At 39.2% G+C, this 12,998-nt stretch carries 12 protein-coding genes and 1 tRNA gene; 10 read left to right on the top strand and 3 right to left on the bottom strand.

The window, feature by feature from the left end; translation table 11 throughout:
• Nucleotides 1–96: 96 nt before the first annotated feature.
• Entirely contained in the window at nt 97–540 is a 444-nt protein-coding gene (locus A5875_RS03125; protein ID WP_088932248.1) for an NUDIX hydrolase, read from the top strand.
• Between the two features lie 112 nt (nt 541–652).
• Here the strand turns inward: A5875_RS03125 and A5875_RS03130 are convergent, their stop codons facing one another.
• Together A5875_RS03130 and A5875_RS03135 are read right to left on the bottom strand one after the other, a co-directional pair.
• On the bottom strand, nt 653–2,002 hold the full coding sequence (locus A5875_RS03130) for an HD domain-containing protein (protein WP_088932249.1): 1,350 nt from the start codon (nt 2,000–2,002) through the stop codon (nt 653–655).
• Nucleotides 1,992–2,801 (bottom strand): lipoate--protein ligase family protein, encoded by an 810-nt coding sequence (locus A5875_RS03135; protein WP_088932250.1) that lies wholly within the window; start codon nt 2,799–2,801, stop codon nt 1,992–1,994. The genes A5875_RS03130 and A5875_RS03135 overlap by 11 nt, the downstream gene beginning before the upstream one ends.
• 145 nt (nt 2,802–2,946) lie before the next feature.
• Here A5875_RS03135 and A5875_RS03140 point away from each other — a divergent pair, with 145 nt between their 5' ends.
• The 3 genes from A5875_RS03140 (at nt 2,947) to A5875_RS03150 (ending at nt 5,448) form a co-directional block, all read left to right on the top strand.
• Nucleotides 2,947–3,381 (top strand): DUF1934 domain-containing protein, encoded by a 435-nt coding sequence (locus tag A5875_RS03140; RefSeq protein WP_088932251.1) that lies wholly within the window; start codon nt 2,947–2,949, stop codon nt 3,379–3,381.
• A 73-nt stretch (nt 3,382–3,454) separates the two neighbouring features.
• Nucleotides 3,455–4,063 carry a DNA-directed RNA polymerase subunit delta gene (rpoE, locus tag A5875_RS03145; protein WP_088932252.1) on the top strand — a complete coding sequence of 203 codons (609 nt, stop codon included), beginning with the start codon at nt 3,455–3,457 and terminating at the stop codon, nt 4,061–4,063.
• Nucleotides 4,064–4,188: 125 nt separating this feature from the next.
• Nucleotides 4,189–5,448 carry a cytochrome P450 gene (locus A5875_RS03150; protein WP_088932253.1) on the top strand — a complete coding sequence of 420 codons (1,260 nt, stop codon included), beginning with the start codon at nt 4,189–4,191 and terminating at the stop codon, nt 5,446–5,448.
• A gap of 179 nt (nt 5,449–5,627) precedes the next feature.
• Here the strand turns inward: A5875_RS03150 and A5875_RS03155 are convergent.
• A tRNA-Arg gene (locus tag A5875_RS03155) sits at nt 5,628–5,699 on the bottom strand.
• 52 nt (nt 5,700–5,751) lie between these two features.
• Here A5875_RS03155 and rpoN point away from each other — a divergent pair.
• The 6 genes from rpoN to eno all read left to right on the top strand — a co-directional run bounded on the left by rpoN (nt 5,752) and on the right by eno (nt 12,882).
• Entirely contained in the window at nt 5,752–7,053 is a 1,302-nt protein-coding gene (gene rpoN / locus A5875_RS03160) for an RNA polymerase factor sigma-54 (protein WP_088932254.1), read from the top strand.
• 176 nt (nt 7,054–7,229) lie between these two features.
• The gene (locus A5875_RS03165; RefSeq protein ID WP_088932255.1) at nt 7,230–8,273 is read left to right on the top strand and encodes a sugar-binding transcriptional regulator; all 1,044 of its coding nucleotides are present in this window, start codon (nt 7,230–7,232) and stop codon (nt 8,271–8,273) included.
• 35 nt (nt 8,274–8,308) lie between these two features.
• A complete protein-coding gene (gene gap, locus A5875_RS03170; protein ID WP_088932256.1) occupies nt 8,309–9,310 on the top strand; it encodes a type I glyceraldehyde-3-phosphate dehydrogenase in 1,002 nt (333 codons plus the stop codon).
• A gap of 148 nt (nt 9,311–9,458) precedes the next feature.
• Entirely contained in the window at nt 9,459–10,649 is a 1,191-nt protein-coding gene (locus tag A5875_RS03175; RefSeq protein WP_088932257.1) for a phosphoglycerate kinase, read from the top strand.
• 46 nt (nt 10,650–10,695) lie between these two features.
• Entirely contained in the window at nt 10,696–11,451 is a 756-nt protein-coding gene (gene tpiA / locus A5875_RS03180) for a triose-phosphate isomerase (RefSeq protein WP_088932258.1), read from the top strand.
• A 117-nt stretch (nt 11,452–11,568) separates the two neighbouring features.
• Entirely contained in the window at nt 11,569–12,882 is a 1,314-nt protein-coding gene (gene eno / locus A5875_RS03185; RefSeq protein WP_088932259.1) for a phosphopyruvate hydratase, read from the top strand.
• Nucleotides 12,883–12,998 lie beyond the last annotated feature (116 nt).

Consider the following 12,998-nt stretch of genomic DNA (forward strand, 5'->3'; position numbering starts at 1 on the left):
AGATGTGTATAAGAGCCAGCAATTATGCTCAGCGGTTGTTTATGAGTTTTTTTTAATGTAAACTAACTAGTAAATACATTTTGCAGGAGGACACCAATGATCCCAGTATTTGGCGTAAAAGAAGCCGAAAAAAAATATCAAGCCCGTTACGCAGCTTACGCAATTTTAATGGATGATGAAGAAAAAATTGCACTTGTACAAGCTCCTAATGGCGCATACTTTTTACCTGGAGGAGAAATTGAGGGGAACGAGACGAAAGAAGAGGCTATCGAGCGAGAGATGCTTGAAGAGCTAGGCGTTGAAGTCATTTTATCCAACTATTTAGGACAGGCGGATGAATACTTCTATTCACGTCATCGAGGGACCTTTTTTTATAATCCGGGCTATTTTTATACTACGAAAAGCTGGGAAAAAGTCTCTGAACCGCTGGAAGAAGGAAACAACAGTAGTTGGGAGTTGCCGCAAAAGGCGATCGAACTATTGAAACGCGGCAGTCATAAATGGGCCGTAGAAGAATGGTTAAAGAAAAAAAGTCTTTGAGGCATCACATTTATTGACCTAAACATATAGAAAAAAGAAGTAGAACAGGAGATGAGCATAAATCCTGTTCTACTTCTTTTTAATAAACATCAAAGGGGATAACTTAGCTTTTTTAATCTACTAATGCGCCATTTCGAATATGCTTGGCAAATGCTTGATAATAGTCATCAAACAAATCGGAATTCTTACTGTCCTGTTGTGTCATTTCTTTTGGATAATAGAAACGAATATCTCCTTGACCTTGGCCAGTCAGTGCTGAAACTAGTTGACTGGCTTTTGATAGTTCGATCAATGTCCCATCCTTTTGCATCAATTCAATTTGAGTTCGATGGCTGCCTTTTTCAGGATGATAAAGGTCGTAAGGCAGATCATAGCTTGAGTTGATTGCTGTATAATAGTGGGGATTGAACCCAGCTTTTTCAACTAATGTTTTCAATTCGATCAGCAGCGGATTTTCGCTTGAATCGACTGTAATTGATTTCAAAGGTTTACGATTTAAGAAGCGATAAGCTAAATCACTTAAAATCAAATCTTGTTCTTCGATCCATTGGGCAAAGTAGGTATTTAGCACGCCGTCATCAAGTTTTAGATAATCCTCTAATGAAAAATCCTGTCTCAAAAAGGGAATTAAAAATTGGGAATGGAATGTGAAAATCTCTGCATCTTCTTGATACAGTTCATGTGCACGATCTAGTAAGTGCTCTAACAACACTTCCATTGCTCGAGAAACCGGATGGAAATAAACTTGGACATACATTTGATAACGACTGACGATATAGTCTTCTACCGCATGCATTCCGTTCATGGAAAAAGCGATCCCACCCTCATACGGACGAATTACACGCAAAATTCTTGTTAAATCAAAGGTGCCGTATTCGGTTCCAGTATAGTAGGCATCTCGTAATAAATAGTCCATTCGATCTGCGTCGATTTGACTGGAAATCATTTGAACAACTTGCGGATTCGCGTAGGTTTTCGTGATTACACTGGCAACCTTTTCTGGAAAGCCTTCTTCAACGTTATTCAAAATTTGAAAGACTTCTGTTTCTGGCGAAGTGATAATTGCTACAGTCAGCGCCTCATGATCAGTATGGAAGATATGTTCAAATGTATGAGAATACGGACCATGACCAACATCATGGAGTAATGCAGCACACAATGCGACTAAGCGATGAGAATCATTCCAGCCATCTTTTCCATATTTTTCTTGCGAATAATTTCGTTGAAAAATATCACAGATCCGGCGAGTAATATCATAAACACCTAGAGAATGAGAAAAACGGCTATGCTCAGCGCCGTGAAAAGTATAGGAAGTTGTACCTAATTGTTTGATTCGCCGCAATCGTTGAACTTCCTTTGAATTGATCAAATCTAAAATCACCTGATGCTGGACATGGATATAGTTGTGGACGGGATCGCGAAAAACTTTTTCCAGTGGGAGCATTTGATATTTATATGTCATTGAGTACCTCCTGAATAATCAAGTTGCGTTGCTGCATATTTTCAATGCGTCGTTGATATTCTTCTAATTGATAAAAAGTTGATAGAAAATCTGTCTGGTCATTATGAGACATCGCTTGTAGCAGTTCCTTTTTCACAGAATCAATGGATACATCAAATGAGGTTACATCATTTAAGGTTGTCATACTAGCCGGATTGACTGGTGGATAATTGATACCAAATTGTTCCTTTAGCCCATTTTGATAGTAAGCTCGCACGAGTTCACCTCGGAAATTCTGATCACCATTAACACTGAGATACATCATGATTGCTACGCCATCTTTAACACGTCGCTGGGCGATACCGGCGATTTTCTTTCCATTAATCGAAACGTCATACTTGCCTGGACAATAAGAATCAGCAACCTCGCCAACGTCTAAACCAAAGTTTCCAAAGCTTGTTTTCCTCAGCCAATCTACCATTGCTTCATACCCGTCATCAATCGATAAGGTAGAAATCGTGTCTTTTGGAAGAATCAAAGAAACATTTAAGACCCCAGAATCACTGATTACGCCTAATCCGCCAGCATTGCGTAAAAGAAGGTGATAGTTCTCTTTTTGAACAGTTTTTAATGCATCGGCAAAATAAGTGACGCGACTATCCTTCATTCCTAAAATCAATGTCTTAGGCAGCTGCCAGAAATGAATAACTGGCTGGTTCTGCTCTCCGCTGAATTCTGTCAACACATCCGTTAACGCGAAGGGGTTGAATAAATCACTTTTTGGGAGCATACCTTGATCGAAAAGCAACGCTTCTTTCATCTAATCTTCCTCTCGTTCCTCATGCTTTCTTCCTATTATAAACAAAAAAAGGGAAAGCAAGTAATTAAGGCGCTCAAAAAAGCAGAAGTAGTTGACAAAAAAGCCAAAACCGACAAAAATAAATAATGGAAGGAGTGGAAGCTCTGTGAATATAAAAGAAGGCATTCCCGCAAAAATAAACGTTCAAACGAAGGTCACTCAAAATAATGAGACTGAAGACTTCGTATTCGATCTCCCAGGACAAGTCGTCAAGATGGGAGACACCCTGTACATTCGTTACAAAGAGATTCAACCTGATGGTCAAGAAGTTCCAGTTACAGTGAAGGTGACACCGGACTCGCAAGTACAATTGATTCGTTCCGGCGAAGCGCGGATGCGCATGCGTTTTGCGTATCGTGAAAAAATGGAAACCAGTTATAAGACCCCATTTGGAATTTTTATGATTTCGACTTATGCAAAAAATTTACACGTGAGTCTAAAAGATCGTCCGTTTTCTGGTAACATTACGATCGATTACGAACTTTATATGAAAGAAGAAAAAGTCGGCGACTATCATTTAGTGCTAGAATTTACTACTTAAACATAAGAAAGGTTTGCTTTTTATCCTTTGATTTTGTATGATAAGGAGTAGACTTTGAAAGGACGTGTCATACTTGGAACTTAGTGTTTTTGATGGTTTGAACAAAGATGAATTATCAATGATTGAAGTGGCACACGCAATTCTGGAAGAACGCGCAGATGTAATGGATTTTTCTGATCTAGTCAATCAAATCCAAAACTATCTTGGCAAATCAGACAGTGAGATTCGTGATGCATTAGCACAATTTTATACCGATTTGAATATTGATGGAAGTTTTATTTCTCTAGGCGATAATCGCTGGGGATTACGTTCATGGTACGCGATCGATTCAATCGATGAAGAAGTAAACCATGGCTTAGAAGATGATGAAGAAGACAAACCACGTCGTAAAAAACGTAAAAAGGTCAATGCTTTCATTAATGATGATGAAGATGCAATTGACTATAATGATGACGATCCCGAAGATGCGGATCTATTAGTTGACGATGATGAAGATGAAATCGACGACGACGATGATGATGACGATGACGAAATCGCAGCATACAATTCTGATTTGCAAGAAATCGGAGCAGATGCCAGTGAGGACGATGAAGAAGTTGTCCCAGGCGGAATCGAAGATGACCTAAGTGTGATCGATGATGACGACGAAGAGTTTGACGATGATGACGAAGAGGAAGAATAGATCAATGTGATCTATTCTTTTCTTTTTGTCCTTTTTCTGTTTATATTTCACAAGCGCTTCCTTTGATTCTTTTCTAAGAAACACGATAGTATGAATTTAGAAAGAAAAACAGGAAGGTGAACAGGATGGAAAAAGTACCAGAAATCAAAATCAAATTAACCGATGTAACAGAACGCTTAGACGAAGGCTATCTGCTGCTGTCGGAATTACGTAAAGAAGCTGACGCGCCAGTTGTTAAAGCACGCTTATTAAACAAGGAAGTGATTGCTGTTTACGGTAAAGAAGCAGCAAAAAAATTCTATGATCCCCGAAACTTTAAACGTGAAGGTGCAATGCCAAAGGTTGTCTTAAAGACCTTGTTTGGGGAAGAGGGTGTTCAAACTCTGGATGGCAAGGCGCATGAGCATAGAAAAACTACTTTTATGAATTTAATGACACCAAAACGAATGGATGAATACCATCGGATATTGGATAAAAATTTAGCACAAAAACTAGATCAGCAACATGGCGTGTTTGAACTGTTTGATCTTTCCAAGGACGTATTGTTCCGTTCAATTTGTGAGTGGGCCGGTATTGATTTGTCCGAAATGAGCAAGGAAGAAATCGATCAGCTGGCTGAATATCAAATTTCGATGATTAGTTCGGCTGTAACTAATCCAGCGACTCATGTTAAAGGAATTGAAAATCGCAAAAAATCAGAAAAATGGGCACAATCATTGATTGAACATGCGCGGACAAATCCGATCGCTGGAAAAGAGAACATCGCGCTCTACGCTTTTGCCAACGCAACTGATGATAATGGTGAGCTATTGCCGATTGACGTGGCCGCTGTTGAATTATTGAATGTGATTCGACCAACTGTTGCTTTGACTGTCTGGATCGCTCTAATGGGCCATGCGTTGTTCAGCAGACCAGATATCTATCAACGGCTTCATGCGGAGTTTGATAAATTGCAGGATTCATTTATTCAAGAAATGCGCCGCTATTACCCATTTTTCCCGATGCTTCCAGCTTTTGCAAAGCAAGATGTGGAAATTGACGGCTATTTGATACCTAAAGATAGCTGGGTAGTACTAGATCTTTATGGAACAAATCATGATAAACGGACGATAGAAACACCAGAAGTATTCCGAATTTCACGTTACCTTGGCAAGGAAAAGCATATTTCTTATGATGAGGAATATGAAATGATCGCACAAGGCGGCGGAAAATTTGAAGCGATGCATCGCTGTGCGGGAGAGTGGATCACCTTGCACACCTTGCGAGTATTTTCTGATCAACTGGTCAATAAGTATCAATTTTCAGTACCGAAGCAAGACTGGGAGATTCTGATGAATCAATTCCCAACATATCCAAAAAGCAAAGCACTATTGATCAAGGAATAAATAAAGAACCTCTCTAAGTAGGAAAATACCTATTTAGAGAGGTTCTTATTTTAGTCTTCGGAGAGTAGGGCTGAAACAAAATTGATAAGTACCAGCTAAAAAAGTATAATAGTTTTTATGGAGATATTCTAATTGAATCGAAAAAAGACACTCCTCAATAAAGAGAAGCGTCGAAAGTATGCGCCCTGAGGGAATCGAACCCCCGTCTCAAGAACCGGAATCTTACGTGATATCCACTACACTAAGGGCGCAAGCACGATTATTAGTTTAGCATATAATTTTAAAAAAACAAGGGGAAAGTATATGAAGTTTCAACAAGGTTATTCGCAAAAGCAGCAGCAAACTCAAAAATTGGCGATGACACAGGAATTGCAGCAAGCCATTCAAATCCTACAATTTAATACTGAGGAGCTGCAGGATTACGTTGAAACGGTTTCTCTAGAGAATCCGCTGTTTGAAGTGGTCCCACCAAAAATCCAAAGTGATCTGATGCAGATGCACAGTGGAGCGGTTAAAGAAGAGTCGTTTATCCAAATCGCCGATCACCCAGTCTCCTTATTTGAACATTTGATCAATCAGATACATTTAAACTATCGAGAAACTTTTATCCGAGAGATTATGCTGGTTTTAGTTGAGTATATTGATGTGAATGGTTACTTAAGAGTGGAAGAAGAAGAAATAAAAGAAGAGTTAAATGCAACGGATATTCAATATCTCGATGCTTTGACACTATTGCAGCAGCTTGATCCGCCTGGTGTAGGAGCTAGAAATCTGCAGGAGTGTTTGATGCTTCAGACTGAGCAGGATGATTATGCACCAGAGTTGGCGTACCTTTTAATAGAAGAATCCTTTGATGCGATTGCCAAGAGAAAGTTTGAGCAAATCGCAAAAGACTACCAAATCAGCTTGGCGCAGGTTCAGCAAATACTTGACTATATTCGAAGTTTGAATCCATTTCCAGGAGCAAGTTTTGGTGGTCAAGATTCAAACTTTATTATTCCTGATTTAACATTAGTTAGAAGAGAAGGTCAGTTAGTTGTTTTATCGAACAAGCGAGGTCAATTACGCTTGAACTTTCAAGAAAATTATTTCAAGCGTTTGAAACAACAGGCTGACGAAGAAACCAAAATTTACTTAAAAGAAAAACTTCAGCAATTTGAGTGGCTGAATAAAACACTTGGTCAACGTAAAGATACGATTCTGGAAGTTGGAAAAATCATTGTTCAACATCAAGCGCACTTTTTTGAAGATAAACAAGGTGCTTTAAAACCGTTGATGCTCAAGGATGTTGCGAAACAATTAGAGGTTCACGAGTCAACGATCAGCCGTGCAGTAAATGGTAAATATATCGAAACGGATTTTGGTGTTTTTGAATTACGAAACTTTTTCGTAAACAAAGTTAATGATGAAGATACGTCTGCTGATGAAGTCAAACAATTGATTGCTTCACTTGTCGAGCAAGAGGACAAACATAAACCTTTATCGGATCAAAAAATTGTCGAATTACTTGCAGAAAAGGAGCAAAAAATATCCCGGCGAACAGTCGCAAAGTATCGAGATGCACTAAATATACCCAGCTCTTCGAAAAGAAAACGTTTTGATTGAGCCAAGTAAAAAAACTTGGCTTTTTCCTTGCGTAGAAGGCATAAAACTGTTACACTTTGTCATGTAAGAAATTAGCAAATTTCAAATGAATAATTTGGCTTTCTTGCATTTTTTTTAATATTCATGGGTCGCTAAAAGTCTATGAGGGACTACTTAAGTCCAACGGAGGAATTCCTTTGTTAAGTGAATTAAGAGTACTTGAAGCAATCGCCCCTGATGTGTTAGAGGTTGTGAAAAAAAGATATCGCATTATGCAGAATATTTTTTGGATGCAGCCGATCGGTCGAAGAAACTTAGCTGATTCATTAGGTCTTACCGAACGGGTTTTACGAAGTGAGACAGATTATCTTAGAGATCAGCGTTTGATTGATGCAACGAAGAGCGGTATGTTGTTAACTGAAAAAGGACAGGATTTGCTGCAACATCTAGAACTATTGATGGAACAATTTACTGGAATGGATCAGTTAGAAAAACAACTTGCTTCACTTTTTGAAATCGAGCGTTGCTTGATCGTTTCTGGAAACAGTGATGAGCAGGAAAAAGTAATCGGTGAATTTGGCGAGCTAGTTGATGAAGCATTGCAACGTCAATTACCAGATGGCCGAAATATCATTGCAGTGATGGGTGGTACGACGATGGCTGAAGTTGCCAGACATGTCAGCCCATTAGAAACAGCAAAACGCCATAATCTTTTTGTTCCAGCTCGAGGTGGTATCGGAGAGGCTGTATCAATCCAAGCCAACTCAGTGAGTGCATTGATGGCAGCAAATGCTCATGGAGAGCATCGTGCTTTATACGTGCCAGAACAATTAAGTGAAGAAGCTTATCACACACTGCTGAAAGAACCTTCGATTAGAAGCGTCTTGGCGATGATCAAAGAGGCCAACTGTGTTGTTCATAGTATTGGTCGTGCTGTGCATATGGCAGCCAGACGGAAAATGTCGGAAGATGAAATTGTTCGTCTGAAACAAAAAAATGCTGTTGCAGAATCATTTGGTTACTTTTTTGACGAAAATGGAGAGATCGTCCATAAAGTACCTCGCATCGGATTATCTTTAGAAGATATTCAAAAGATGCCGACGGTTCTAGCAGTCGCTGGTGGCAAGAGCAAAGTCAAAGCCATTACAGCGTATATGAAAAATGCTCCAAAACAAACGTGGCTCATCACTGATGAAGCCGCTGCAAATGAGATTTTAAAAGGGACATCCCCTTTAAAATAAATATATTTTTCGATTCCATAAGGAGGAAATCTTAAATGACAGTAAAAGTTGGAATTAACGGATTTGGACGTATCGGACGCTTAGCATTCCGCCGTATCCAAGATGTAGCAGGATTAGAAGTTGTAGCTATCAATGACTTAACAGACGCTAAAATGTTGGCTCACTTGTTAAAATATGATACAACTCAAGGTCGCTTTAATGGAACTGTTGAAGTTCATGAAGGTTCATTCAACGTGAACGGAAAAGAAGTTAAAGTTCTTGCTAACCGCAACCCTGAAGAATTACCTTGGGGAGAACTAGGAGTAGATATCGTATTAGAATGTACTGGATTCTTCACTTCAAAATCTGCTGCTGAAAAACATTTAACAGCTGGTGCTAAACGTGTTGTTATCTCAGCTCCTGGTGGTAACGATGTTCCAACAATCGTTTACAACACTAACCACGAAACTTTAACTGGTGACGAAACAGTTATCTCTGGTGCTTCATGTACTACTAACTGTTTAGCTCCTATGGCTAAAACTTTAAATGACGAATTTGGTGTTGTTGAAGGATTAATGACAACTATCCACGCTTACACTGGTGACCAAATGACTCTTGATGGACCTCATCCTAAAGGTGACTTCCGTCGTGCACGTGCTGCTGCAGCAAACATCGTGCCTAACTCAACTGGTGCTGCTAAAGCTATCGGTTTAGTTATTCCTGATTTGAACGGTAAATTAGACGGAGCTGCTCAACGTGTTCCTGTTGCAACTGGTTCATTAACTGAATTAGTTACTGTTCTTAACAAAAAAGTTACTGTTGATGAAGTAAATGCAGCTATGAAAGCAGCATCTAACGAATCATTCGGTTACAACACTGACGAAATCGTTTCTTCAGATATCGTAGGTATGACTTACGGATCATTATTTGACGAAACTCAAACTAAAGTTATGACAGTTGGCGAACAACAATTAGTTAAAACTGTTGCTTGGTATGATAACGAAATGTCATACACTGCTCAATTAGTTCGTACTTTAGAATACTTCGCTAAACTTTAAGATTTATTTTAAACAACGACAATGTCTGAAAAAAGGCGGGGAAGCAACGCGCTTCTCCGTTTTTTTCGTAAGTTTATCATTGGCTCTTTTTTGGAAAAGAGTTGTATAATAAAAAAGATTTAAAAAAATTATTTGGAGGTTTTCTTTCATGGCAAAAATGACAGTTAAAGATCTTGACTTGAAGGACAAGAAAGTTTTAGTTCGTGTGGACTTCAACGTTCCTGTTAAAGATGGCGTGATTACTGATGACACTCGTATTAAAGCGGCGTTACCAACAATCAACTACATTTTAGAACAAGGCGGAAAAGCAATTTTGTTCTCTCACTTAGGTCGTGTGAAAACAGAAGACGATAAAGCAGGCAAATCATTAAAACCTGTGGCTGTTCGCTTAAGCGAATTACTAGGTAAAGACGTAACATTCGTTCCTGAAACTCGTGGTTCTGAATTAGAAGCAGCAATCGCAGACATGAAAGATGGCGACGTAGTTGTATTTGAAAACACTCGTTTTGAAGATATCGACGGTAAAAAAGAAAGCGGAAATGACGCTGAACTTGGTAAATACTGGGCTTCATTAGGCGATGTATTCGTCAATGACGCATTCGGTACTGCTCACCGTGCTCACGCTTCTAATGTAGGTATTGCTTCTACTGGAATCCCAACAGTTGCTGGATTCTTGATGGAAAAAGAAATCAAATTCATCGGCGAAGCTGTTGAAGAACCTAAACGTCCTATGATTGCAATCTTAGGCGGCGCGAAGGTTTCTGATAAAATCGGCGTAATCAAAAACTTGATTCCAAAAGCTGATAAAATCTTGATCGGCGGCGGAATGACATATACATTCTACAAAGCTAAAGGCATGGAAATCGGCAACTCATTAGTAGAAGCTGATAAAGTGGATTTGGCAAAAGAATTGATCGAAGCAGCTGGAGACAAATTAGTTTTACCAGTTGATTCAATCACAGCGGCTGAATTCTCAAATGACGTACCAACTGAAGAGCATACAGGTGATGTTCCGGCTGGACAAATGGGTCTTGATATTGGACCTGAATCAATCGCTTTATTCGCACAAACACTAGAAGGCGCAAAAACAGTTGTATGGAACGGACCTATGGGTGTGTTCGAAATGAGCAACTTTGCTCGCGGAACAATCGGTGTTTGTGAAGCAATCGCAAACTTAAAAGATGCTACGACAATCATTGGTGGTGGGGATTCTGCAGCAGCAGCTGAACAACTTGGCTTTGCTGATAAATTCACTCACATCTCAACTGGTGGCGGTGCAAGTCTTGAATTACTAGAAGGTAAAGAATTACCTGGTCTTGCAGCAATCAACGATAAATAGTTAGAAGAGCTATCTTGAAAAGTTAAACAAAAAAGGAGTTTTTTAAATGCGTAAACCAATCATTGCTGGTAACTGGAAAATGAATTTAACTGCTTCAGAAGCAAAAGATTTTGCAGAGGCGGTAAAAAACAACATTCCTGCTAATGATAAAGTAGATTCTGTTATTGGATCACCTGCTTTATTCTTACAAGAATTAGTCGAAGCAGCAAAAGGCACTGACTTAAAAATCTCTGCTCAAAACTGCTATTGGGAAAATGCTGGAGCATTCACTGGTGAAACTTCACCTGCTGCTTTAGCTGATCTTGGTGTAGAGTATGTTATCATCGGCCATTCAGAACGTCGTGAATACTTCCATGAAACAGACGAAGAAATCAACAAAAAAGCGAAAGCAATCTTTGCTAACGGTATGTTACCAATTCTTTGCTGTGGAGAGTCTTTAGAAACTTATGAAGCTGGCAAAACAGCTGAATGGATCGAAGGCCAAATCAAAGCTGGTTTAGCTGATCTTTCTGCTGAACAAGTTTCAAGCATGGTTATTGCTTATGAACCAATCTGGGCAATCGGTACTGGTAAATCTGCTGATGCACAAATTGCTGATGAAATCTGTGGTGTTGTTCGCTCAACAGTTGAAGATATCTACGGTAAAGAAGTTTCTGAAGCTGTTCGTATCCAATATGGCGGTTCTGTTAAACCAGAAAACATTGCTGAATACATGGCGAAAGAAAACGTTGATGGAGCTTTAGTCGGCGGAGCCAGCTTAAAAGCTGATTCATTCTTAGCTTTATTAGAAGGCGCAAAATAATTTTTTTACAGAAATTGCAGCTTTTGTTTGCAACTGCCCGCAATTTTCACTAATATGGGTTATAAGGGTTTTTAACCTTTATTTACAAAAAAACAAATTTTAAAGGAGAGACAAAACATGTCAATTATCTCAGACGTTTACGCACGCGAAGTCCTAGACTCACGTGGTAACCCAACAATCGAAGTAGAAGTTTATACAGAAGACGGCGCATTCGGCCGCGGTATGGTTCCTTCAGGTGCTTCAACAGGTGAATACGAAGCCGTTGAATTACGTGATGGCGACAAAGCTCGTTACGGCGGTAAAGGTGTTACTAAAGCAGTTGATAATGTGAACAACATTATCGCTGAAGCAATCATTGGCTACGACGTTCGCGACCAAGCTGCAATTGATGCTGCTATGATCGAACTAGATGGCACTCCTAACAAAGGTAAATTAGGTGCGAATGCTATTCTTGGTGTTTCTATTGCTGTTGCTCGTGCAGCTGCTGACTTCTTAGAAATCCCATTGTACAACTACCTTGGCGGATTCAATACGAAAGTTTTGCCTACTCCTATGATGAATATCATCAACGGTGGATCACATGCTGATAACTCTATCGACTTCCAAGAATTTATGATCATGCCTGTTGGCGCTCCTACATTCAAAGAAGCTTTACGTTATGGTGCAGAAGTATTCCACGCTTTAGCTTCAATCTTAAAAGCTAAAGGTTTAGCTACTTCAGTTGGTGACGAAGGCGGATTTGCTCCTAACCTTGGTTCTAACGAAGAAGGTTTCGAAGTAATCATCGAAGCTATCGAAAAAGCTGGCTATGTACCTGGTAAAGACATCGTTCTTGCTATGGATGCTGCTTCTTCAGAATTCTACGACAAAGAAAAAGGTGTTTACGTTTTAGCTGATTCAGGCGAAGGCGAAAAAACTACTGAAGAAATGATCGCATTCTACGAAGAATTATGCGCGAAATACCCAATTATCTCAATCGAAGACGGCTTAGACGAAAACGACTGGGAAGGTACTAAGAAATTAACTGAAGCTTTAGGCGACAAAGTTCAATTAGTTGGTGATGACTTGTTCGTTACAAACACTGAAAAATTAGCTAAAGCTATTGATCTAGGTGTTGCTAACTCAATCCTTATCAAAGTTAACCAAATCGGTACTTTAACAGAAACATTCAACGCTATCGAAATGGCTAAAGAAGCTGGCTACACTGCAGTTGTATCTCACCGTTCTGGTGAAACAGAAGATTCAACAATCTCTGATATCGCTGTTGCAACAAACGCTGGCCAAATCAAAACTGGTTCTCTTTCACGTACTGACCGTATTGCTAAATACAATCAATTATTACGTATCGAAGACCAATTGGGTGATGTTGCAGAATACAAAGGAATCAAATCTTTCTACAACTTAAAAAACAACCCATTCATCGGTAAATAATAGAGATAGACTTAATTGTCTACTATTTTAATGTGTTACCTCTAACTAGGATTTAAGGATTTTCCTTATCCTAGTTAGGGGTATTTTTTTATGGAAAGGAAAAGAACTGATTTAGT

This window comes from Enterococcus sp. 3H8_DIV0648 (genome assembly GCF_002140655.1).
GTDB lineage: Bacteria > Bacillota > Bacilli > Lactobacillales > Enterococcaceae > Enterococcus_A > Enterococcus_A hulanensis.